This window comes from Luteimonas saliphila, assembly GCF_016774335.1.
Lineage (GTDB): Bacteria > Pseudomonadota > Gammaproteobacteria > Xanthomonadales > Xanthomonadaceae > Luteimonas > Luteimonas saliphila.
This window is the reverse complement of sequence record NZ_JAETWA010000039.1, coordinates 15523-38709: the sequence shown is the minus strand read 5'-3', so window position 1 is coordinate 38709 and position 23187 is coordinate 15523. Positions and strand designations below refer to the sequence as shown.

The 23187-nt window shown below is 64.3% G+C and carries 21 protein-coding genes; 7 read left to right on the top strand and 14 right to left on the bottom strand.

Annotated features, from left to right (window positions below; genetic code table 11):
• Positions 1–2693: AAA family ATPase (locus JMO03_RS11535; protein ID WP_202843463.1), on the top strand; the 2693-nt coding region annotated here is incomplete at its 5' end.
• Between the two features lie 70 nt (positions 2694–2763).
• On the opposite strand, the gene JMO03_RS11530 is transcribed toward JMO03_RS11535, so the two are convergent.
• Positions 2764–3375, bottom strand: a complete 612-nt coding sequence (locus JMO03_RS11530) for a hypothetical protein (RefSeq protein ID WP_202843461.1) — start codon at positions 3373–3375, stop codon at positions 2764–2766.
• A gap of 855 nt (positions 3376–4230) precedes the next feature.
• On the opposite strand from JMO03_RS11530, the gene JMO03_RS11525 reads away from it, so the two are divergent.
• The 3 genes from JMO03_RS11525 (at position 4231) to JMO03_RS11515 (ending at position 5117) form a co-directional block, all read left to right on the top strand.
• Positions 4231–4428, top strand: a complete 198-nt coding sequence (locus JMO03_RS11525) for a hypothetical protein (RefSeq protein WP_202843460.1) — start codon at positions 4231–4233, stop codon at positions 4426–4428.
• 54 nt (positions 4429–4482) lie between these two features.
• Complete coding sequence (locus tag JMO03_RS11520) at positions 4483–4821, top strand: hypothetical protein (protein WP_202843459.1); 339 nt, start codon at positions 4483–4485, stop codon at positions 4819–4821.
• Between the two features lie 146 nt (positions 4822–4967).
• Entirely contained in the window at positions 4968–5117 is a 150-nt protein-coding gene (locus tag JMO03_RS11515; RefSeq protein WP_238346103.1) for a hypothetical protein, read from the top strand.
• A 910-nt stretch (positions 5118–6027) separates the two neighbouring features.
• Here JMO03_RS11515 and JMO03_RS11510 read toward each other — a convergent pair.
• The 3 genes from JMO03_RS11510 to JMO03_RS11500 all read right to left on the bottom strand — a co-directional run bounded on the left by JMO03_RS11510 (position 6028) and on the right by JMO03_RS11500 (position 8628).
• Entirely contained in the window at positions 6028–7101 is a 1074-nt protein-coding gene (locus JMO03_RS11510; protein ID WP_202843457.1) for an SMP-30/gluconolactonase/LRE family protein, read from the bottom strand.
• Between the two features lie 290 nt (positions 7102–7391).
• Entirely contained in the window at positions 7392–7853 is a 462-nt protein-coding gene (locus JMO03_RS11505; RefSeq protein WP_202843456.1) for a DoxX family protein, read from the bottom strand.
• Between the two features lie 73 nt (positions 7854–7926).
• A complete protein-coding gene (locus JMO03_RS11500) occupies positions 7927–8628 on the bottom strand; it encodes a pirin family protein (RefSeq protein WP_202843455.1) in 702 nt (233 codons plus the stop codon).
• A gap of 150 nt (positions 8629–8778) precedes the next feature.
• Here JMO03_RS11500 and JMO03_RS11495 point away from each other — a divergent pair, with 150 nt between their 5' ends.
• Positions 8779–9696 (top strand): LysR substrate-binding domain-containing protein, encoded by a 918-nt coding sequence (locus JMO03_RS11495; RefSeq protein WP_202843454.1) that lies wholly within the window; start codon positions 8779–8781, stop codon positions 9694–9696.
• 19 nt (positions 9697–9715) lie between these two features.
• Here the strand turns inward: JMO03_RS11495 and JMO03_RS11490 are convergent, their stop codons facing one another.
• The 6 genes from JMO03_RS11490 to JMO03_RS11465 form a co-directional block, all read right to left on the bottom strand.
• Positions 9716–9874 (bottom strand): XapX domain-containing protein, encoded by a 159-nt coding sequence (locus tag JMO03_RS11490; protein ID WP_202843452.1) that lies wholly within the window; start codon positions 9872–9874, stop codon positions 9716–9718.
• Positions 9871–10101, bottom strand: coding sequence for a XapX domain-containing protein (locus JMO03_RS11485; RefSeq protein ID WP_202843450.1), 231 nt, complete (start codon positions 10099–10101; stop codon positions 9871–9873). The genes JMO03_RS11490 and JMO03_RS11485 overlap by 4 nt, the downstream gene beginning before the upstream one ends.
• Positions 10098–11852 carry an MFS transporter gene (locus tag JMO03_RS11480; RefSeq protein ID WP_202843449.1) on the bottom strand — a complete coding sequence of 585 codons (1755 nt, stop codon included), beginning with the start codon at positions 11850–11852 and terminating at the stop codon, positions 10098–10100. The genes JMO03_RS11485 and JMO03_RS11480 overlap by 4 nt, the downstream gene beginning before the upstream one ends.
• The gene (locus tag JMO03_RS11475; RefSeq protein ID WP_202843447.1) at positions 11761–13599 is read right to left on the bottom strand and encodes an amidohydrolase; all 1839 of its coding nucleotides are present in this window, start codon (positions 13597–13599) and stop codon (positions 11761–11763) included. The genes JMO03_RS11480 and JMO03_RS11475 overlap by 92 nt, the downstream gene beginning before the upstream one ends.
• 106 nt (positions 13600–13705) lie before the next feature.
• Positions 13706–14194 (bottom strand): DoxX family protein, encoded by a 489-nt coding sequence (locus JMO03_RS11470; protein ID WP_202843445.1) that lies wholly within the window; start codon positions 14192–14194, stop codon positions 13706–13708.
• 40 nt (positions 14195–14234) lie between these two features.
• Positions 14235–14894 (bottom strand): hydrolase, encoded by a 660-nt coding sequence (locus JMO03_RS11465; RefSeq protein ID WP_202843443.1) that lies wholly within the window; start codon positions 14892–14894, stop codon positions 14235–14237.
• A 280-nt stretch (positions 14895–15174) separates the two neighbouring features.
• On the opposite strand from JMO03_RS11465, the gene JMO03_RS11460 reads away from it, so the two are divergent.
• Positions 15175–18279 carry a sensor histidine kinase gene (locus JMO03_RS11460; RefSeq protein WP_202843441.1) on the top strand — a complete coding sequence of 1035 codons (3105 nt, stop codon included), beginning with the start codon at positions 15175–15177 and terminating at the stop codon, positions 18277–18279.
• 195 nt (positions 18280–18474) lie between these two features.
• Here the strand turns inward: JMO03_RS11460 and JMO03_RS11455 are convergent, their stop codons facing one another.
• The 4 genes from JMO03_RS11455 to JMO03_RS11440 form a co-directional block, all read right to left on the bottom strand.
• Positions 18475–19302, bottom strand: a complete 828-nt coding sequence (locus tag JMO03_RS11455; RefSeq protein ID WP_238346102.1) for an alpha/beta fold hydrolase — start codon at positions 19300–19302, stop codon at positions 18475–18477.
• Between the two features lie 193 nt (positions 19303–19495).
• Entirely contained in the window at positions 19496–20395 is a 900-nt protein-coding gene (locus JMO03_RS11450) for an alpha/beta fold hydrolase (protein ID WP_202843439.1), read from the bottom strand.
• Between the two features lie 215 nt (positions 20396–20610).
• Entirely contained in the window at positions 20611–21237 is a 627-nt protein-coding gene (locus tag JMO03_RS11445) for a response regulator (RefSeq protein ID WP_202843437.1), read from the bottom strand.
• Positions 21238–21437: 200 nt separating this feature from the next.
• Positions 21438–22145, bottom strand: a complete 708-nt coding sequence (locus JMO03_RS11440) for a glutamine amidotransferase-related protein (protein WP_202843435.1) — start codon at positions 22143–22145, stop codon at positions 21438–21440.
• A 229-nt stretch (positions 22146–22374) separates the two neighbouring features.
• Between JMO03_RS11440 and JMO03_RS11435 the strand changes: the two genes are divergently transcribed.
• Complete coding sequence (locus JMO03_RS11435; protein ID WP_202843433.1) at positions 22375–23124, top strand: hypothetical protein; 750 nt, start codon at positions 22375–22377, stop codon at positions 23122–23124.
• Positions 23125–23187 lie beyond the last annotated feature (63 nt).

Here is a 23187-nt window from a genome sequence, read left to right as displayed (position 1 = left end):
TGGCCCGGGCGCAGGACGGGCAGGGCGGTGTGCTCGTGGTGCGCGGGGAAGCAGGCATCGGGAAGACTGCGCTGCTCGAGTACGCCCGCGCCACCGCGACGACATCGGGGTTTCGGGCGGAGTACGCGGCCGGAGTGGAGTCCGAGACCCAGTTCGCGTTCGCGGGCCTCCACCAGTTGTGCGCGCCGCTGCTGGACAGGGCCGGCGCGCTGCCCGACCCGCAGCAGAGTGCCTTGGGCGTGGCGTTCGGCATGCGCGACGGCGCTGCGCCGGACCGGTTCCTGGTCGGGTTGGCGACCCTCAACCTGTTGGCCGAGGTGGCCGAGGACGGCCCGCTGCTGTGCCTTGTCGAGGATGCACAATGGTTGGATCAGGCGTCCGCGCAGGTCCTTGCGTTCGTGGCGCGGCGACTGGTGGCCGATCGGATCGCGTTGGTGTTCGCGCTGCGCGACCCGACCGATCGCGATGTCAGCGCCTTCGTCGACTTGCCCGAACTGCGGCTGGACGGGCTCGGACAGAAGGATGCACGGGCGCTGCTGGCCGCTGCCGTCGGCGCACCGCTCGACAACGCGGTGCGCGACCGGATCGTCGCCGAGGCGCGTGGCAACCCCCTGGCGCTGCTGGAACTGCCGAAGGGCGCACTGCCATCACTGCTGGCCGGCGGGTTCGAGTTGCCCAGCGTTCTGAGCGTGCCGCGTCGTATCCAGGACAGCTTCCAGCAGCGCTCTGGCAGCCTGCCTGCCGACACGCAATTGCTGCTCCTGGTCGCCGCGGCCGACCCGACCGGTGACGTGGCTCTGTTCTGGCAGGCCGCCGCGCACCTGGGCATTGCCCGTGAAATGATGGTGCCCGCGAAGACCGCCGGGTTGGTCGAGATCGACACCCGGGTGCGGTTCCGTCATCCACTCGTACGATCGGCGGTCTATGCGGCCGCGACACCACCCGACCAGCGCCGTGCGCACAGGGTGCTGGCCGCCGTCACCGACCCCCAGTTCGATCCCGACCGTCGTGCCTGGCACCGGGCGCAGGCGGTGCTGGGCACCGACGAGGAAGCCGCCACGGAGCTGGAGCACACGGCCGGACGTGCACGTGCCCGCGGTGGATTGGCGGCGGCGGCCGCGTTCATGGAGCAGGCGGCCATGCTGACGCCTGACCCTGCCCGCCGTGCGACCCGCGCACTCGAAGCCGCGCACGCCAGGCACGACGCCGGTGCGCCCGAAGCCGCCATGGCGTTGCTCGCGGTCGCGGAGGCAGGGCCGCTGGATGCGCTGCAATGCGCCCGCCTCGAGTTGCTGCGTGCCCAGATCGCTTTCCACCTGACGCGCGGGCGCGAGGCGCCGGGAATGCTCATTGGTGCCGCGAGGACGCTCGCTCCGCTGGATGGCGCGCTCTCGCGCGAGACCTACCTGCACGCGCTGGAGGCGTCATTCCACGCCGGTCGCCTGGCACCCGGCCGCGGGTTGCCGGAGGTGGCCGAGGCGGCCCGGAACGCGCCTCCACCGCCCACGCCGCCGCGACCGGTCGATCTCCTGCTGGACGGACTGGTCACGAGATTCACGCAAGGGTACCAAGCGAGCGTGCCCCAACTGCAACGCGCTCTCGCTTCGTTGCGCGATGACGCCTCCGGTGCGCACGACGACAATGGATGCTGGCTGTGGCTTGCCTGCCATGTCGGGACCATGCTGTGGGACGACGAGTCGATGTACGTGCTGGCCAGCCGCGCGGTCCGGGTCGCCCGCGAAGCCGGCGCGCTGGCTACGCTTCCCGCCGCACTCAATGCCCTGGCCCTGGTGCTGGTGATCACCGGCGAGCTCACCCGGGCCTCGGAGCTGTTCGCGGAAGAGGATGCGATCACGCGGGCAACAGGTGCTCCACCGCTCCCCAACTCGAGGCTCGTGCTGGCTGCCTGGCGTGGCCGGGAGCAGGGGACGTCAGAGCTCTTCGCGACAAGAATCGCGGAGGCAAAGGCGCGGGGGGAGGGCCTCACGGTCAGCAGCGCCGAAACTTCGCTCGCCTGCCTGCACAACGGGCTGGGCAACTATGGCAGCGCCCTGGTTGCCGTTGCCCCGCTGTCCGAGTCCGACGAGCTGGCGCACAGCAACATTGCGCTGCCCGAGCTGATCGAGGCGGCCGTCCGCGCAGGCCAACCGAAGCGTGCCGCTGCCGCGCTGGACCGGTTGACCTCGCGAGCCAACGCCAGCGGCACCCCGTGGGCGCTCGGGATGGCGGCGCGCTCGAGGGCGCTGACCAGCACCGGGCCGGGCGCCGAGGAGCACTACCGCGAGGCGATCGAGCGTCTCGGAAACTGCCGGATGGCCACCCACCTCGCGCGCGCCCACCTCGTCTATGGGGAGTGGCTGCGCCGCGAAGGCCGCCGCCGGGATGCGCGTGAGCAGCTCGGGACGGCACACGAGCTGCTCTCAGCCATGGGGGTGGAGGCGTTTGCCGAACGTGCCGCCCGCGAGCTGCGGGCCACTGGCGAGAAACCGCGCAAACGGACTGCCCAGCCGACCGATGCACTCACCGACCAGGAACTGCACATCGCACGGTTGGTCGCCACGGGGGCGACGAACCGGGAAGTCGGCGCCCAGCTGGTCCTGAGCCCCCGCACGATCGAAGCCCACCTGCGCAGCATCTTCCACAAGCTGGCCATCACCTCCCGCCGGCAGATCAAGGACCTGAAGCTTCCCTGACACGATGGACGCGAGCGGAAATCGACCGCGCCACGCCCGCGTGCGCGTCCGGGCGATCGGCCGTGCGGTCTCATCCGTCTCCCGCCGTCGTCGGCGGTACCAGCTCGTTGTCGATGAAGTCGTGCGGGCCCCGTGCCGGACAGGCGTCGACCTGCGTGCGGCGATGCTCCGGCCGGCGCTCGCGCTCGTCCAGGAGCCAGCAATCCCCCAGCGTGGAGCAGTAGCACAGCGCCAGCGCCATGCGCGGATACTGAACGAGCAGGCGCTGGAAATCCGCCGCATCATCGAACCCGATCTGCTGGATCTTCTCACCCGGGGCGATGACGATACCGTTGACGGTGGATGCTCGCGTATCCCTCAGGTCGGACAGGCCCAGCGCATCGAATACGCGCGGCCAATTGCGCTGCGGTTGTCCGTCGACGTAGACACGCAGGCCGCCCACCAAGGCCGGGCCGACGCCCTTGTTTTCGATGCTGATCGCCAGGCTGCCCTGGTCGATCGTGATCGCGGGCTGCAGGTACGGCCAGACCTCGGCGCGCACCTGCTCGCGCTGCAGCAGCGCCGTGTAGCCCGACACGCCAAGCGCGAGCAGGCCGATCAACGCCGCGATCACGGCGGCGACCGCATTCCACTCCGTGCGTTTCTTCGACGCAGGCTCGGAGGCGGTGGTGGTCTCGCTCATCCGGGATCTCCGGTGAATGCCGGCTCCCCGCGTCCATGCCCGCATGGATTCGACACTTCATGGGTTCTTCTGCAACGGGAACACCGTGCTGTGGGTGCAGCGAGCGGCGAGGCCGGTCCTGGCGATCATGCGGCGGGACTGATCATGGTCATTGGTTGGGGGCGAACATGCCAGTCACAGCCTTGGCATCGAGTGTCTACCAGCCGAGGCGCGAAGCGATTGCGGTTTCGTGTGGCGATTTGTATGGATGTGCTCTCGAAAGCGGTTCGCATGGAGTGCGCGATCCCCAGCTCGACGGCGTCTGTCGCCCGGGCATGGCGCTGGATCGTCCGCGGCTCGTGTCCGTTCCGGCGCAGCAGGCCATCGAGGCGATGGCGGGGAAGGGCGGGGACGAAGCGCCTGCCGAGGATCCTCCGAGAAGCTGGTGGTGCTGGGTCGGATGCAGGTCGAAGACGCGGCCTCCCACCAATCGTCCGCTGCCGAGAGATCGCTGCGTGAGCTGATCGATCAAGCCAACTTGTGTCGGTGACCCCTTAACCAGGCGCCAAGAGATCGGCCCGTCTAACGTACTGAAACAATAGAAGATGTTTCCCGGGCCCTCCCCTCCCATGCGCTTCGAAGTGCCGGAACGCGCCGCGGTTAAGGAGCATGGCTGAACCCCGCGCCATGGTTACGGAGCAAGCCAAGGGCCTGCCCACCCGCGGATAGTTAAAAAAGTGTTATCGGCGCAAAATCATGTCTTGAACGTGGGAGGACAACCTGTTCCAGCCCGGAGACAAATCGGCAGGCCGCGCACGCATCAGTTCCCACGCGAGCTGACGCTTGCGCCATCCTACGGTTCCAACTGTAGGCCCAGTGTCCGAGAAATCGCGTCCGATCTTTGTCAGGAGACTGGCCGAGGCCCGTAAAGAAGCCTTGAATGTCCCCGCTGCGTTCTTGTATACCGAAGACGAGATGCTGGCCAAGCTGCTGATGCGCTGGAACAGTCTGAGCAAGACGCAGAAGCGTGACCTGGTGAAACTGGCAGAACAGGCTACGGAACCCGGGAAGTGACGATTCAGTCGCCTTGTTCGCGGTGGCCAGCTACGTAGTGGATGGACGTTACGTATGGCTGACGCCCAGAACGAAACGGTCGCGGTCACTTTCACCCGCGAGGAGAAGCGCAAGCTTGTCCGGCTCGCGGGTATCGGCGGCCAATCACTGGCCGACTACATTCGCGAGCGCGTCCTTGCCGAATCCGGAGCTGAGGAGGAGGTGATTCTTTTCCTGCTGAACGAAGTGGCTGCTGCAGCGATGTCTGCAGAGCGCGCCCAAGTCGGCCAGTCAGAGAGAGAGAAGGCGCGAGCGAGCCAGTCGAGTCACCGAAGCGGCAACGGGACCGAATTGCAAAGCAAGTGCGTGCTTCACTTACCGGCGAGCAAATCGACACCCTGTCGCAGATGTTAGCTCCGGTTTTCAAGCTGGGGCTTTGACCAGGAACCCCAAAGCCAAAGACGGGGCAGGACATGAGCATTGAGTCTCTAAACGACGCCGTGTTCGACTCTCCGGGAGAGCTCCATCTGCAGCCGGCCAGTGGCGGCCGATGAATAGGGGTGGTGTACCTCGAAGGCGCCAAACAGATCGAAACCCAACCATTGCCGTGCGTCGATGCCGTCAAGCACGAGATCGCCAAGCACGTCAAAAGCGGGCTGAAGATCTTCGCCTGGGCACAAGACAACGGAATGATCCTGAGCGAGAGCTAGCGCTGGCGAGTTCGTTCTGTTCGCCTTTCGCCACGCCCCTAACGCTGCTGGTCCGGCCAAGAACCCCTAGCTGGCCTTCGAACCTTGGCCGAGCTGCAGAAATGCGTGGTGTGGCCGAGTGTCTTGCTTGGAGCATGGCCAGCACGAGGCGCGCGGGGTGGATTAGGGAGCGTTATCGAGGGTGCGACTAGGGACCGGCCGGCACGGCTGGCCAGCCGACCTCGCCAGCGCCTTGCCGGGGAGCGAGCGCGACGCGGCTGCAACCCGGAGGGGCGGCCACTGGGCTGCCGTCTCGAGCTGTAAGAGCGCGACCCGTAAGCTCCGCCGCATGGTACTTGGATGGTTCCCGATTACACGCCCGTTAGGGCGTGGCCCTCAGGACGCCCTCTGCGACGGGGGACCGAAGTCGCGCGGGTGGACGAGCGGGCAGGGGTGGGTGGAGCGCCATCCCGCGTCCGCCGGGCCGGAATCCGGTGTTCAAGGACTGTACGGACGACGCCACCCGCCGGTCAGGCTGTGAGACTTGGTCAACACTACACTTGGTGGCTCTGCAAGTCTTTGACGAGTGCCGGCACTTGGCCTGACTGGCCTGCCAGACTTGGCGAGGCCAAGCGAGGCCAGGCGGCGATGCTGGCCCGGCAACAATTGGCGGACCTCGATCGACAGGCACCAGCAGCCCTCGCATCCCTGCAGGGTCCGCATGGTGCAATCGGGTATCGATGATGCGGGCTAACGACGGACGTGGCCGGATCAGGGTTCCAAGCTGGCAGGACCCGGTCATGGATCTCGGGAACGCGTCGCTGCTGAATCTGCGGTACAAGGCAATGCTCCGCGGAGAGCGCGCGTGGCCCGCTGAAGAAAAACGAGATGCGCGTGCGCAAATCAGAACAAAAGCGTACTTCGGAAGCGACTATGGCGAGGGGGAAGTTCCGCCAGGAATGTCGAACTGCATCAGGTTCCAGCGGGTTACCTCTTCCTCCCACTCGTCCCCGTCCCGTGTAGTCAATGGAAGTGCGAGGTTCGCCACCAGCATGCGGTCACCTTGGACAGCGGTGGCTGCGGGAAAGAGGAGGCCAATAGGCGCGCCATCAGGGCCAATGCCGCCGAAATGGCCCGCGCGGACTCGTTCCTTGCCCTGTTTGTCCAGCCCCACCACGGCATCAGCCTGATTTGAGGCCACCCAGAGCAGTTGTTCGTGAAGTAGCAATCCGTCGGCGCCGTGGACGCTTTCGGCAAGAACTTCCAGCGGGCCTCCGCGCAATGGCATGCGCAGCACACGTCCATCCCCAGCGTTGTTCACGTAGAGAATGCCCTCGTCATCATCGATGGCTATGCCGTTGGCTCCAAAGGGCAACGACCCCGTCGTGACGAGCAACGGATCCCGCGTCAGAACCTCCACCCGGCATGGAACGCAGTTCGTAGCGCGCTCTACGCGGTAGATGGCGCCCTGAAAGGAATCTGAGACATAAGCATGGCCCGCCTTGTCGAAGGCGAGGCCATTGATGGCCGGGAAGCCCGCTGCCCCGTACGCGATGCGGTCTTGACTGCCGTCCGGGTTCGACACCAGGCGCTCGCCGGGTGCCGGGGGCGACAGTGGGCCGAAGCTGGCGACATCCTCGGGTACCGCCATGTCTTCGAAATCGGCGGGCAGTCGCTGCAGTTTCGATGCGCCGAAGTTCAAGAAGTAGATGGCGCCATCAGCGAACGCCAAGCCGGTGACCGGGGTGGGTCCCAGCCTTGCACGAGCTAACGCCTGACCGTCGGCAGAAAGGCGCAGGATCTGGTTGTTGCGCTCGCTTGCCGGCTCACGGCTGTCGAACGAGCCGACGTACACCGCGCCTGTCTGTGGATGGGTCGCCAGACTTTCAGGATGTCGAAAATCGGCAGGCAGGGTGGCAAAGAGTCGCGTCTGCATACGCATGTGCCCGTCCCCATCCCGCGCCACAGCCCCTCCTGTTGTGGCCAGCATTGCAGCAAGGGTCATGCCGACAATTCTTCGCATGGGACCTCCGAACGCGAAAGAGAATGAGCCGATGCCGGTCGCTTGCCGCAGGGGCCTACGCCTGGCCGTGCGGGGCTGGAGTGGGTGCGTGTTCCAAGACCCTGCCAGGCACCAAGCGGTCGCCGCATCGAGCATCAGCCGAGGTAACGCGCCTGTCATCGCCAAGCGGATGGGGCAGACCCTCCCCCTCATGGGGGAGGGTGAGCGCAGGGCGCGACAACGATGTGTCGGGCAGGTTGGGCGCGCTTCAAGCCGTTGGCAGATCCTTGAGATCAGGCGGCCACATCTCCGCGCCCTGCTTGGGTCTCCCTGCTAATACCGGGCTTCACCAAGTTCGCCGGTTGCTTTTGATACGCCTGCGCCGCAACCATCAGGACGCCTCCCAGTATTGCGCCGTTCTTGAGGAAGGCTGTGAGTTGCTCTTGGTACTGGGCTGCTTCTGCGGACCAGAACGCATGGAATATGACTGTAGTGGGGACAAGGAACGCCGCAAGGGCAAGCGCGGCCCATCGCGTCTTGAACCCGATGACGAGCATGACGCCGGCTCCGATCTCCAGGATGATAGTCGCGATCAGAAGGGCCGAGGCGACGGGCAGGCCCATGCTCGACATCCAGCCGGAAACGTAGTCGAAGCCCGTGATCTTGTTATAGCCGGCGATTAGGAACAGCAGGCCGATCAATGCTGGGGCGATGCGGCGGGAAACGAAGGTGAGTGATTGGTCAAAGGTGTTCATGTGAGAGCTCCTTGTAAGTGGGGTTGGAAACATGGTGGGTCGGACTCCGACCCGCTGGAGATGTGTCAATGAGTCAGCCGGGCAGGTCGAACAGCAACACTTCAGCGTTCGTGCCGCCTTCGAGAACTACCGCAGCTTCATTGGTGAACTTCAGCGCATCGCCGGCCTCGAGCGGCGTACCGTTTGCGATCAACGATCCCCGTGCCACGTGCAGATATCCAAGCCTGGCTGGCCCGAGTGCATGCTCGGCGCGGTCCCCGACATCGAGGACCGAGGCGAAGACCCTGACATCCTGATGCACGACTACCGAGCCATCCCGCCCGTCGCGTGAGGCGATGAGCCGGAGTTGTCCGCGCTTGGACGCCGGATCGAAATGCTTCTCTTCGTAGCTGGGCGCGATTCCACTGCGTTCCGGAATGATCCAGATCTGCAGGAAGTGCACTTCCTCTGTGCGGGAATGGTTGAACTCGCTGTGCTGGACTCCCGTCCCTGCGCTCATGCGTTGAACATCGCCGTAGCGGATCACCGAGCCGGTTCCCAGGCTGTCCTTGTGCTCGAGCGCGCCATCGAGCACGTAGGAGATGATTTCCATGTCCTGGTGCCCATGGGTGCCGAAGCCCATGCCGGGCTGCACCTTGTCCTCGTTGATCACACGCAGCGGGCCGAAGCCCATGTGGGCCGGATCGTGGTAGTGGCCGAACGAAAAGCTGTGGCGGGAGGAAAGCCAACCCAGTTCGGCTGGGCCGCGGTCCGCGCTCTTGCGAATCTGGAGCATGATGTTTCTCCTTGTTCGATGGGGTCGACAGTGGGCAGACGGGCAGGAATCTGCTTGAATTGCCTCGTTGTGCCGGTTGCCGCGTATTCTGTGCGGGTCCGCATGGCTTGAAAAGCGAGTGTTTTGCGCTCCTATCATCGAGATAATCGAATGCTCAGAATCAGCCTTGACGCGCTGCAGGTGCTGGACGCCATCGACCGGCGCGGGTCTTTCTCCGGAGCAGCCAAGGAACTGTTCCGTGTGCCCTCCACGATTTCCTACACCGTGTCCACGCTGGAGGAAGGGCTGGGCGTGCAGTTGTTCGAGCGACTTGGGCCACGGGTCGCCATGACCGACGCCGGGCGGGAACTGCTGCGTGAGGGGAGGCACCTGCTCAAGGCAGCCCAGGATCTCGAGCAGCGCGTACGGCGGGTGGCGTCCGGCTGGGAGACGGAGTTCGCCATCGGCCTCGACTCGGTCTTCCACGCCTTCGCGTTGCGGGAGCACGTGGAAGCGTTCTATGGCGTTGCCCAGGGCACCCGCCTGAGGATTCTGCGGGAAGCGTTGTCCGGGACCTGGGAAGCGCTCCTGGACGAACGGGTCGACATCGTGGTCGCCGTCGGCGAAGGGCCGTCCGGTGGGGGGTATGTCTCCGAACCGATTGGCCGGTTCGAATTCGTCTTCGTGGTGGCCCCGTCCCACCCGCTGGCGGGGGTTGACCATCCGCTCGGCAAGGCTGATCTCCAGCCGCATCGGGCCGTCGCCGTGGCCGATTCCGCGCGGCGGCTCATCCCGCGGACGGTCGGTCTCCTGTTCGGCCAGGACGCGTTGACCGTACCGGACATCGCCAGCAAGTACCGCTTCCAGCTCGCGGGTCTCGGTTTCGGCTTCCTGCCGGAGGCCCTTGCGCGTCCGGCCATCGAGGCTGGGCTGCTGGTCGAGAAGCGGGTTGTCGAGCCGCGCGCGCCGGAAGCATTCCATGTCGCGTGGCGTTCAGACGAATCCGGCGCTGCACTGGACTGGTGGCGTGAACGACTGCGGCGTGCGGACGTGGCGGAGAAGCTCATCGGCCTCGGAGAGGTCGGCTGAGGCGGTACTCCGTGCCGGGTCATGCGAGAAGTGCATCCGCCACCAGAAAGCCGGTGGTCATCGCCAGCACCAGCAGTGCACCCTGAAGGCGGGGCGGGGCGGGCAGGGGGATATCGATGATGCGACAGGCGATGCCGATGACGAGCGCAAGCCCGAGTCCAGCCAATGCGAGCATCATGGTGTTTTCTCCCCGCGTGTCGCACCATCGGGGCCGCCGCAGTCGTGGCTGTGCCGGGCGGCCCGGCGCGCGAGATGACGATCGGCGAGCCCGTATCCCAGACTCATCATCACCACCAGCAACGCGCCGACCAGTGCGGGTGGCGCCGGCACCGGGATGCCCGACCAGCGGCAGCCGAAGCCGATGGCGAAGCCCAAGGCGATGCCGATAGCGAGTTTGGAATTCACGTGGGTGCAGTCTCGTCGTGTCTGTGGGACATGGGGCCGGCGCTGTTCCGGTCGCCGATGAAGTGGCGCACCCTTGGCGGCGCCGGATTCCGGTTCAGTTCGCGCACCTGCTGCTGCAGGCGCTCGTCGTCGCGCGTGGTGCGAGCGTGCTGGCGCAGGTGATGCAGCCACGATTCGAGAACGAAAACTTCCAGCCACACGCCCGGTTGCTCGGTGTCTTCGGCCAGGTGCCAGTACAGGGCGCCGTCGCGTCGCCGGCTGCGGCGCAGGTCGCTCATCAGCTCGAGGAAGCGCGGCTGGTCCTCGCGGCCGATCCGGTACTCGACCGTCACCAGCACCGGACCACGATCATGGGCGACCGGATCAACCGGTAGCGGATCCGGCCAGTGTGCGGATGGCGTGAAGTCCAGCGACTCCGCCTGCCCGATCAGGAAGCGCCGTGACCACCACGCAGCGAGGACGGCGCCGCAGGCCGCGAGGCCCAGCGCCTGGCCGATGCCGAGGCGCTGCGCCAACGCCCCCCAGACCAGGCTGCCGGTCGCCATGCCGAGCGCGAACACCACGATATACAGGGAGAGGGCCCTGGCCCGCACCCAGGCTGCGACCGACAGTTGGGCCGCCACCTGCAACGACGAGAGCACTCCGATCCAGCCCGCACCGAAGCCGAATAACACCACACCGAGGACCAGGACGGAGCGCGAATTCGCCACGGACAGCGTCGCCGCAGCACAGAGCAGCGTGGCCGCGAACACCAGCAGGTCCCGGTCGAATCGACGCCGCAGCCCAGGCAGTATCAGGGTGCCGCAGATCGCCCCGAGGCCGATGCAACCGAGAAGCAAGCCGAACACGCCCGCCCCGCCGTCGAGCCTGCTGCGCACGAGCGATGGCAGCAGGGCCGGCGTGGCGCTTGCGAACACAAAGAACGCGATCGCCTTCCACAGAACCGACTGGAACGCCGATGCCTGCAGGGCAAAACGCACCCCGGAACGCAGGCCTCCAATGAATGCTTCGGGCGGTAGCAGCGACGGGACGGACGTGCGCTTCCATCGCCACAGTACGATCGCCACGCCGAGAAACGACAACGCGTTGATCGCGAAGGCGGTCGCGACCCCCGTCTGGGCCACGACGACGCCGCCGAGCGCCGGGCCAATGGATCGCGCCACGTTCATGCCCGCGGAGTTCAGCGCGATCGCGGACGGCAACTGCGGACGCGAAACAAGCTCGGGCATGATCGCCGCCTGTGCGGGCATCGCCATCGCCGCGCCCGTGCCGAGCGCAAAGGTCAGCGCCAACAGCGTCCATGGGCCGAGCAAGTCGGCCTGGGCGAGCAGGGCGAGCACCGTGGCCACCATCAGCATCCACCACTGCGCCAGGATCAAGTAACGACGCCGGTCGATACTGTCGGCGAGGGTGCCCGCCACCAGGGCGAAAAGCACCACCGGCAGGGTGGTGGCCGCTTGCACAGCGGCGACCATCAGTGGGGATCCGGTGGTCTCCGCCATACGCCACGCCGCAGCCACATCGTGGATCCACGTGCCGACGTTCCCCCACAGGATCGCCAGCCAAAGCGCCCGGAACGTGGGCTGCCTCAGTGGTGCCCATGGGCCGGTATCGCCGGGGTCGTCGGAAGCAGGCGGAGTCGCCACGGATCGTCGCGCCCTAGAACGCGAAGCAGGAACAGCCCAGGGCGCCCCAGAATCCCTGCACGTCACCGGGCGGGGCAGCGTGTCGAGCGCCGTGTCCGTGTCCATGCGTCCGGCAATGTCCGCCAGGCAAGTGTGGCGCGGACGCGACGACGACTGGCGGACCTGGTAGTGGTTCACGGTGCAGGTTGAGTGGGGACCAATCGGGCATAGGCGGGGGTAGATCCGGAGCTAGGCTCGCGTAGTCTTTCCCGCCGTGTACGATGCGGCCTCCGACCACGGTCAGTACGCTTTCGATGTCGGGGATGGCGGCCTCCGGCACGGACAGGTAGTCGGCTGACAGCAGCGCGAAGTCCGCGTACTGGCCCACGCCCAACGTGCCCTTCACCGCCTGTTCGCTCGAGAACCAAGCGCTGCCCTGGGTCCAGAGGCGTAACGCCTCCTCGCGTCCGAGCCGGTTTGCGTCGCGATACAGTGCCAGCCCGCCGACGGTTCGTCCGCTCACCAGCCAGTGCAGTGCGGTCCAGGGGTTGTAGCTGGCTACGCGAGTCGCGTCCGTGCCAGCGCCCACGGGGGCCCCCGCATCGAGCATGCGCCGGATCGGCGGCGTGTGCATTGCGGCCTCGGCCCCATAACGCTCTACGAAGGCCTCTCCCTGGAATGCCATGCGGTGCTGCACGGCGATGCCGCCGCCCATCGCAACCACGCGCTCGATATTGCGTGGAGAGATTGTCTCGGCGTGATCGATGGTCCAGTGCAGTCCGTCGAAAGGGATCTCGCGATCGACCTTCTCGTAGACATCGAGGATGCGCGAGATGCTTTCATCGTACGTCGCATGGATGCGGAAGGGCCATCGCTTTGTGACCAGCAGTCGCACCACGTCTTCCAGTTCCGGCTCCAGGCGCGCCGGCAGTTCGGGCCGTGCTTCATTGAACAGCTCGAAGTCGGCGGCCGAGAACACCAGCATCTCCCCGGCACCGTTGTGGCGGAACCAGTCGTCCCCGGCGCGGGGCTGCAGCATTTCCGACCAGCGTTCGAAATCCGCGCGCTCACCGCCATTGTTCTGGGTGAACAGGTTGTAGGCGATGCGGACAGTGAGTTCGCCGTCTGCGTGCAGTTTGCGGATGACGGCATAGTCATCCGGCCAGTTCTGGAACCCGCCGCCGGCATCGATCACCGAGGTAATGCCGAGGCGGTTGAGTTCCCGCATGTAGTGGCGCGTGGAATTGAGCTGATAGTCGGGTGGCAGCCGTGGGCCCTTTGACAGGGTGGCATAGAGGATCAACGCGTTTGGCCTTGCCAGCAGCAGCCCTGTCGGGTTACCCGCTTTGTCACGCTCGATTCGGCCACCTGGTGGGTCGGGTGTGTCACGGGTGTAGCCGACGGCGCGCAGGGCGGCGCGATTGAGCAGGGCGCGGTCGTACAGATGCAGGATGAACACCGGCGTATCCGGCGCGCTCGCGTTGAGCTCCTGCAGGGTTGGCAGCCGCTTCTCGGCAAACTGGTACTGGCTGAAACCACCGATCACGCGTACCCACTGCGGTGGCGGCGTCCTGGCGACCTGGGCCTTGAGGAGGGCCAGGGCATCGGACAGTGAATCGATTCCGTCCCAACGCAGCTCCATGTTGTAGTTCAAGCCGCCCCGGATCAGGTGGGTATGGCTGTCATTCAAGCCAGGGATGAGGCGGCGCGCGTGCGCGTCGATGACCAGGGTGCGGTCGTCGGCGTAGGCCATCACATCCGCGTCGGGACCTACAGCAAGGACCTTGCCGGCAGACACTGCAATTGCCCGAGCCGATGGCAATTGAGCATCCAGTGTGGTGATCCTGGCATTGTGAACAATCAGGTCTGCCATTCTGGGTAGTTCCGGACCGGTTGTAGCCGCACGAGTCGGCAGAAGCGTGGCGATGAAAGACGCAGCGCCCCCGCCGACGAGCCGGCGACGACCCGGGTCGATGGACTCAGGAGTCACAACATTCGTCCTCGTAGCCGGGCAGGTGGTAGCGACGGATGAGCGTGTCCAGGCTGTAGTGCCCACCGCCCATCAGTAGCAGCGAGAACAGGACCAGGGACCAGAACACCGGATACTCGGCGCCGTGGTGGTTCCAGAACCAGCCATTCGAAATGTTGAGAATCACGGTGACGCCGATGAATACCATCGCCAGCGTTGCGCTGAGTCGGGTCCATGCGCCGAGCAGGACAGACAGGCCCAGAAGTGTCTGCAGGAAGGCGAGAATGCCGGGGAACGGTGCGAACGAGGGGAGGGCGAAGCCCTGCAACTCGGCCGCGAACCCGGAAAGGCCCGGGCCGTCGAACCAGCCGAACAGCTTCGCGAGGCCATGGGGTAAGAGGAAGCCGCCGGCCGCAATCCGTAGGGTCACCAGAGCCGTATCCAGGAGCAATTCCCTCCCTGGACGGACGGTGGTTTCGTGGGTGATGCGTGTTGACATGTCGCGGACCGGAGCCCAAAGAGTCGTTGGTGGGGCTACTTCAATGACCGCCTTCCTGCGCGCCGAACATTGCCTTGGCGTACTGGATTCCGATGCCATAGCCTCCCGCCTTGTCCCGCGCGATACCGGTCGTGAGTGCGTAGGTCTCGCCACGTGCCCAGTCACGCTGGAGTTCCAGCAGGTATTGCAGGCTGGTCATCGGTTGGGCCCCGGCCTGGATCATGCGTTGCATCGCGCATTCATGAGCCTCGATGGAAACATCGCCGCACGCGTCCGCGATGACATAGGTTTCCAAACCCTGTTCCAGGGCCGAGAGAACCGGTCCGACAATGCACACGCTGGTCCACAGCCCCGCGATCACGAGGCGTCGCTTGCCGATCTCGTTGACTCTCGCGATGACGTTTGCGTCCTCCCAGGCATTCATCGTGGTCCGGTCGATCGCTTCCCTGTCCTCCAGTTCGGCGGTGATCTCGGGGAATAACGGGCCGGAGAAGCTCTTCGCCGCTACGGTCGTGACGATGGTGGAGACGGAGAAGCCGACCGCCGTCTTGGCCAGCAATCCAACGTTGTTGCGCAGCGCGCCGACGTCGATCGATCGCAGCGGAAACGCCATTTGCGACTGGTGGTCGATCAGGATCAGGGTGTGATCGTGCGGGGCCAGTAGCCGGCTGGCCGCAGCGACTTGGGCAAGCTGTGTCATGCGCACATCCTCGAGATGGGTGTATTTGAGGTGCCGGGGCACCTGAACGGGGTAAGGACGGATCACGAACGGCGAGTCCCCTGTCCCGCAGGAGACCATCGAGGGCCGGTGCCTTGTCCATTTGACGTTGAAACTTTTCGGTCGGCAGATCCTGCGGGACCTTCTGCCTGGCTCCGATGTGGTGGGACGCGAAGTCGAGCTTGGATCGTCTCTGGGACGTACGGAAGGCTATTGGGGGTGGCGCGCCTGCCCCACAATTGGGGGGTGAGGCGGGGTGCCTTTGGACGAGCTGAAAGGGTGGGGTCCTGAAGTGCGTCGGAATTCAAGTGAACAACTTGGCCGTCGGACGTGGTCCCGGATCGCACGAGTCGCGTGCCTGCTCGCCGGTCTCTTTGTTGGAGGCGCACTGGCGGAACCGGCGCCGGGCCTGTCCGGCTATGGCCACTTCGCATGGACGCTGCAGGACGGTGCCCCGGCTGACATCTGGGCGATCGCACAATCCGCCGACGGCTATCTATGGCTCGGGACGGGGTTCGGACTTCATCGGTTCGACGGCGTGCGTTTCGAGCGCTTCGAGCCCAGCGCCGGGGGCGCGCTTCCCTCAGCCAATGTCACCGCAGTCACGTCGTTGCCTTCCGGCGAACTCTGGGTTGGCTACTACCACGGCGGCCTGACCCGTATCCGTGACGGCCGGGCAACCCACTACCGGGTTGATCAGGATCTCCGATCCGGTCTGGTCTATCGAATTTTCCAGGGTCCGGGGGGCGAGCTCTGGGCGGTCATCGGCAATTCCCTTCTCCGATTTGCGGACGATCGCTGGCACAGAGTCGGCCCGTCTGCAGGGTATCCGCATGGGTCGGCGTACTGGATCGAAGCCGACCACCGTGGAGCCATCTGGGTCGCGAGCGGTGACTCCATCGTTGTCCGTGCACGAGGGGGTACACGCTTCGAAGACACCGGAATTCGGGTCGATCCACAAGCGATTCTTGCCGTGTCTCCAGACGGCACCATGTGGGTGTCGGACGCAAGGGGGGGGACTCGCCCGATCTATCGGGATGTCAACGGTCGGTATCGCGATGGCAGCAAGGACTTCCCCGAGCTGAAGGACGTGGAGGCCGCGCGTCTTCTGTTCCTTGGTGACGGTACGCTTTGGGGCTCTCGACGAGGCCGAGGCCTGTTCAGAACGGTATTGCCCGGCGGCGGTAACAGAATGGGTGGGGTGGCAAGGCGCACGAGCCTCCAGACGTTCGGGGAGGCAGAAGGACTCACGTCCGACGTGGCGGTGCCGGTGTTCGAGGATCGCGAGGGCAACGTGTGGTCCGGAACGATCCTGGGCTTGAACCGCTTTCGATATCGAAATGTGGTTCCACTGCCAGTGGGCCTTGCGGAAGCTCGCGGCTACGACCAGGTGATGCGCGCGGAGGATGGGTCGGCAGTCGCAGTCTCCTCTTCAGGCGTGATGGTCAGGCTGGACCGGGCGTCCATGCAACGGCTGCTCGACGGTGGATCGGTGGAAGAAGAGGTACGACGCACCAAGATTGATGCGTGGTGGCTTGGAGAGTGGCACGGGCTGTGGCGAGTCGAGCAGGGCGTGCGGCGTCGTCATCCCTATCCCGGCGAAGGAAACAACACGAACGTTGACGCAATGCTGGTCGACCATAAGCGCCGGATCTGGCTCTCTGTCAGGAACAAGGGTGTCTACATATGGGAGAAGGGGCAATGGGGTCGTCGTGCGGATGTTTCGCAACCGTCCCCGGTTGTCATGGCCGCCGGCCATGATGGTCGCGTCTGGCTCGGCTTCAGGGATGGTCGGGTCGCGGTTGTGGACGAAGATCGCATCCACACTTATCCGTCCGGTCCTGATCTGAAGGTTGGGCCCGTGACAGCGTTGCACGCCGGCAAACGCGAGACCGTGGTTGCGGGGGAGCTTGGAGTTGCACGTTTCGATGGGGTCCGATTTCGATCACGCATCGGGGATACCGCTCTGTCGGGCGTGACGGGAATTCTGGAAGGTGACGATCGCGTTCTATGGATGAATGGCAGTCGCGGAGTCGTACGGATGCACGCCGACGATCTCGCGGTTGCGGTGACACACCTCGATCAGGATCCGCGGTATGTACTGTTTGATCAGATCGACGGACTTCCGGGCGTCGCGCTCCAGGCAAAGGCCATCCCCAGCGCCGTGAATGCTGATGGTCTGCTCTGGTTTGGCACCAACAGCGGCTTGGCCATGGTCGACCCTGAGCGCATACGGACGAACCAGCAACTCCCGAACGTCCTCATTCGCTCTGTTTCTTCGAGCAGGATTGTATTCGAGGGAGATGACGGCGGAGCGTTTCCATCTGGCGAGAGGAACATTCAGATTGCTTACACTGCCACCAGCCTCAGTGCGCCGGAACGGGTGCAGTTTCGCTACAGGATCGACGGCATAGACGAGGATTGGCGTCACGCGGGTTCCAGGCGCGAGGCGTTCTACACGAACCTGGGGCCAGGCGAATACACGTTTCGCGTGATCGCGTCGAACAACGACGGCCTCTGGAATGACCAAGGTGCCACCGTTACATTTCGAATACGACCCACATTCTTCGAAAGCGGGTGGTTCCTGCTCGCATGCGTCGCGATGATCGCAATTGGCTTTTGTATTGCGTACGTTCTACACATGCGGCAGCTAGCAATCAGGATGAAGACTCGGCTGGAGGAACGCCACTTCGAGCGTGAGCGGATTGCAAGGGAGTTGCATGACACCCTCCTCCAGAGCATGCAGGGACTAATCCTGGGGCTTCATGCGCTAGCGCACGGAGACCAGTCTCTATCCTCAATCCGGCAACGCATCAAGGAAATGACGGACCGGATGGAGTCAGTGCTCGTCCAGGGACGCGATCGGGTTCAAGGCCTCAGGGCCGTGTCACGTGACTCGTCGGAGATCTCGAAGGCGCTCGCGGCGGCGGGATCGGAGTCCTGCATCAGCAGCGCGAATCTGGAGGTGAGCTACGCGGGACGACCCCGGAAGTTGCTACCGCTGGTTCGAGACGAGCTCTTCCACGTCGGGCGAGAAGCATTGCTGAATGCGGACCGTCATTCCGAAGCTCGGACCATACGGGTCACCGTCGAGTATGGGAGAAAGGACTTGCGGTTACTGGTGGCAGATGATGGCGTGGGCATCGATGACGAAATTCTTGCCCGCGGTTACCGGGTCGGGCACTGGGGCATGTCGGGCATGCGTGAGCGGGTCGATCGGATCGGCGGGACGCTCGAAGTCCGCTCCGAGCGGGGGAATGGGACGCTACTGCGCGTCGTCGTCCCAGCGCGCCGGGCTTATGCCGCCCGAACCTCGGCTGGGAGAGCATTGCTTCGGGGCTGGAATGCGTGGCGCCCTCGTCAGTGATACAGATGCCGACATGATCGGCTTGTGGCTCATTCGGGTCCGCGATGCGGTTGGTGGAGAAGACTGCCTGTTGGTCCAATCAATGCGATGGGCGGCGGCCGCCGAAGGGCGGCCGCGTGCTGATGCCAGCGCTGGCCGCCGGCATCGTTTCGTGTGCTCCCGGAACGGATACGCACGTGAGTTCGCGTCAGAGCCTCACGAACGCGCGAAGGCGAGAAGATCCGCGTTGAGCTGATCCTTGCTGGTATCGCCTAGCGAGTGGGTGCCGCCGGGGTAGATCTTGAGTTCGGCGTCTGGAACGAGCGTGGCTGACAACCTCGCTGACGCGTCGATCGGGACGATCTGGTCGTCATCGCCATGTACGATGAGCGTTGGCACGTCGAACCGTTTCAGGTCCTCGGTGAAATCGGTCTCCGAGAAGGCCTTGATGCAATCGTAGGCATTCTTGTGGCCGGACATCATGCCCTGCGTCCACCAGGATTGAATGAGGCCCTGGGACACCTTGGCTCCCGGCCGATTGAATCCATAGAAGGGTCCGCTCGCAACGTCAAGGAAGAACTGGGCCCGGTCCTGGAGGTATGCCTTCCGGAAGCCATCGAAGACTTCCATGGGCAAGCCGCCGGGATTCTCGGCGGTCCGAACCATGATTGGCGGGACGGCGCCGACAAGTACGGCCTTTGCAACCCGACTCGAGCCATGCCGCCCGATGTATCGGGCTACCTCGCCGCCACCGGTCGAGTGGCCGACCATCATCACGTCCTTCACGCCGAGATGTTCGAAGAGCTGGGCGAGATCGTCGGCGTAGGTGTCCATCTCGTTGCCGTTCCACGGCTGGCTTGAGCGACCATGGCCGCGCCGGTCGTGGGCGATGCAGCGAAATCCATTGGAGGCCAGGTGGAACATCTGGGCTTCCCATGCGTCGGATGACAGCGGCCACCCATGGCTGAAGGAAACGACAGGACCCGATCCCCAGTCCTTGTAGTAGATCTGCGTGCCGTCGCTGGTAGTGAATGTGTTGCTCATTCTGTGAACCTCTGTCTGGGGTGTAGGGGGCGCGGCTGGGGGTGAATGTCTATCCGCGTTCGAGCAGGCTCCAAGTGGCAAGAGGGCGCCGGAGGCCAAGCCCAGGCCACCGAGTAGAAGCGATCGACGCTGCCCATTGAAGGCCTGGACTTCCACGGAACCTGCCGATTGGTAGTCAGACGGATATGACACGTCAGCCTCCACTCGGCGGCGGAGTTGACGCAAGGAAGTCATGAATAAGCTCTGCAACACGCACGGGGTGCTGATGCTGGGGGGCATGTCCGGTTTCTGAAAAGTAGACGAACTGGGCGTTGCGCATCTTGCCTATAAGCGGGAACCAGTTCTGCCCTGCCGTGCTCGTGTCGTGATCTCCGCATATCACGAGGATTGGCAATGTGGATTCCGCGAGGCGGTGCCGGCGATTCATCGGGTCGTCATGGAATCGCTTTCCAGCGGTGAAGTACGGCGCGAACTGCTCTGGCGTCGACGGGATGCGCTCGGTCACACCAGGACGTGCATAGATCCGCTCGTGAGAGGATTTCGCTGCCGCAACGCTGGCCTCCGAATTGGGCACGAAGAACAAGACCTCTTCATCGTCAAGGTCGTTGACAGGCTTGAGCGCTCGCTCGAGAAAGGCGGGCTGAAGAGGGATTGCGTTCTGGCCTGGAGGGTTCGTCGCAACCAGGATCGCGTGTGTCACGCGCCGAGGATGATCGAGAATGTAAGCCTGCGTCGCAAGGCCTCCCCAAGACCAGCCGAGCGCGATGAAGCGATCGATTCCGAGAGCATCGGAAAGGCCTTCAACGAAGGCGGATACATCCGTCATGTCATCAGGCAGCGAGCCTTCCGAGTAGCCAATCCCGGGGAAGTCGAAGGTGATGACGGTGTAGCGCTTTGCTAGTTCGTCCAGGAACAGGGGATCCCACGTGTCCAATGTCCCACGCAGGCGGTTTGCCGCGAGGATCGTCGGGCCGTTGCCCAAGCGCCGATAGGCGATGCGATCTTTCCCGACGACGACGTACTGGGTGGACGCCGTCGCGGCCGTTGCTGGCGGCTCAGCCGCCGCAGCAGACGCTACCGAAGCGAGCGCCATACTCGTGGTACAAACGATAGAGAGAAACATCCGAAGCATGTCGTGCCCCCATGGGAAGCGCACAGAATCAGGAGGTGGTGCCGGCGCGTCCGTCAGAGATCGGCAGCCGGCAACAAGTGCTGCACGAACAACCTATCCGGCAGGCTCGTCGAGGCGCAGGCGCAAGAGGCGGGCGGAGCTGCCCCCCGTTTGGGGGAAGCGGTGGTTGCCGCAAATCAGTCGATGGGCTCGCGAAGGAGGCCACGGCGAAGGGCAATGCGGATGGCTTCGGTCCGATTGTGGGTCTGCAGCTTCTCGAAGATCCGGGTCACGTGTGACTTGACCGTTTCCACGGATATGCCAAGCGAGCTACTTATTCGCTTGTTCTCCATTCCTTCGGCGACAAGCTCCAGGATCCGATACTCGCGTGCAGTCAGCGGCTCGTCGCCCGCATGCGCTGCGATCTCCGCGCACAGCTCGCTCGACACATACCGCCCACCTGCATGGACGCGGCGGATGCAGTCCATGAGCTCTGCGCGCAACGCCGTTTTCAGCAGATATCCACGGGCGCCTGCGCCCAGCACCTCACGGACATTGACGTCCCCGCGATAAGTCGTGAGCGCAATGATCTTCGCAGAAGCGCATTCCCCGCGAATCGTCCTGATCCCGTTCAGACCCCCCATGCCCCGCATCTGGAGATCCATCAGGGTTACATCAGGCCGAAGTCGCCGGAACTCGGTAATGCCCTGTTCGGCATCTCCCGCTTCTCCTACCACTTCCATTCCCGTCTCAGCGTTCAGCATCGCTGCCACGCCTTCGCGAAGCATCGGATGGTCATCCACGGTGAGGATCCGGATGCTCATTCCAAGGGCAGATGATTGACGGGAGCGAGGGGGAGATCGAGGAAACGCCAATGTGGGGTGCGTACTCTGTCACTGTCGGCAACCTGAACCTGGTCCGCGTCCCCCAAATGGGGGAGACCGGCCATGGACCAACTCGGCCCGGAGTATAGATCCGCGGGCGCGCGTTGGCATCTCGGAGGAGAGAAGCGGGCACCGACCGGTCAGAGCGAATTTTGGATCGAATCGAGCCACTCCCCGATCACGCGGCGGCAGACGTCGCGGACGGCATCCGAGTTCAGCGCTCCCAGCTCGACAAGAGCGCTGGGATCCACTCCCGCCTGCCTTACATCACTGGCGTGTCCCGTTGTCCAAGACGTGAGGTCCCTCAGGTCGGCCTCGATATGGAACTGCAGGCCAAGCGTCCGCAGCCCGATGGAAAAAGCCTGCACCTCGCATTTGCTGGTCTCGGCAAGGCGAGTTGCATGCGCGGGAAGATCAATTGATTCGCCATGCCAATGGAGAACGGGCTGGGAACCGTCCAGGTGCCGCAGCGGAGAATTCCGCGCGGCTGGAGTAAGCGTGACGGGCGCGATCTCAATCTCAGGCACCTCCATCGATCGGATGCTGCCGCCGGCCGCCTTGGCGATGACTTGCGCGCCCAGGCAGATTCCCAGCGATGGGATCCCTTGCCGCAAGGCGACTGCTGCAAGCCTGATCTCATCCGCGATGAAATCGAGGGTCCCGCCGTCGTTCGCGCTCATTGGTCCGCCCAGCAGGATCAGCAGGTCGATGCTTTCGGGAGCGATGCTCGAGAGGCGCGCGCTGGGAGGGACGTGGGTTGTGATCTGGTAGCCGCGCTCCTCCAGCATTGGCCCAATGTGGCCGAGGCCTTCGAAGCTAACGTGCTGAATGACGATGGCGCGCTTCATGTTCCTCAACAAGTTTGATCACTAGACAATCCATTGAGCTTGCAGCGGAGGCGCACCGCAGAGTGCACCTCACCGGCTCAGACCGTGGGTAAGGTACGTCAATCTAGCTTGTCGAGAGGAGCGAATGATCACCCAAAGGGGGGACGCAAAGTTGAGGGCGCGGCATCAGCATTCCAGGTATGCGGCGGCCTGAGCTGATCGCACCATCCGCTTCTCTGGAGCAAAGACCATGCGGGCGATTCGAACAGTGTCGGCGCTGCTTCTCCTCCTACTTGTCGATACGGCCATCGCCCATGATGGAAACGAGCACAGTGGCGGGCTCCATCCGGCACCAGACACGGCTGTAGCGGCTGACTTCGATATCGTGCATACCAAGATTTCGACCGTTGGGAACGTCGCGATCTTCCACATGGCAGTATCCGGAAAAGCGGGGAAGACAAGGCCTGCGGCCACGGGAAAACTTGCGGGCAGCGACGTGTTCTCCTATGTATGGCCGACGACAATCGATCCGTACGAGGTCGGATTTGAAAGAGGTGCGGGATTCCTTGCGATGGCAGTAACCGCGCATCCGGATTTCGACGACACGCCCCTCTACGATGAGAATGGCGACGGAAAGCTCGACAACGACGGCGACCTGTGGCACAGCCACTGGGTCGTTCTCCAGCCGAACGAGGCATGTGGGCCTGACGCACTTGCTGTTGTGGATATCCCCGAAGGAGCGAAGCCGAGGCTTCCCAAGACCTGGCCGGGATTCCCGATCCTGCTGGATAGCCCCGGTTGGAGCCCCACGCTCGATGCGGAGACGGTCGAGGTCAGGGTGCCGTTCGATGATATCGGAGTTGTTGTAGGCAGTAGCTTCGATGGCGTTACGGCAGGACTGCGGGTCAATGCGAGCGTGCACGCCCCGCTACTGTGCGTTGTCGACGTCTACAAGCTTGCATCGGGCGATCTCAGCTTGCCCGGAAAGCCGAACCGCTAGCAGGTGCCCCATTGATCGCGCCGGTAGACAGTCACTGGTCGACTTCTTGCTCGCGGCGGCAGC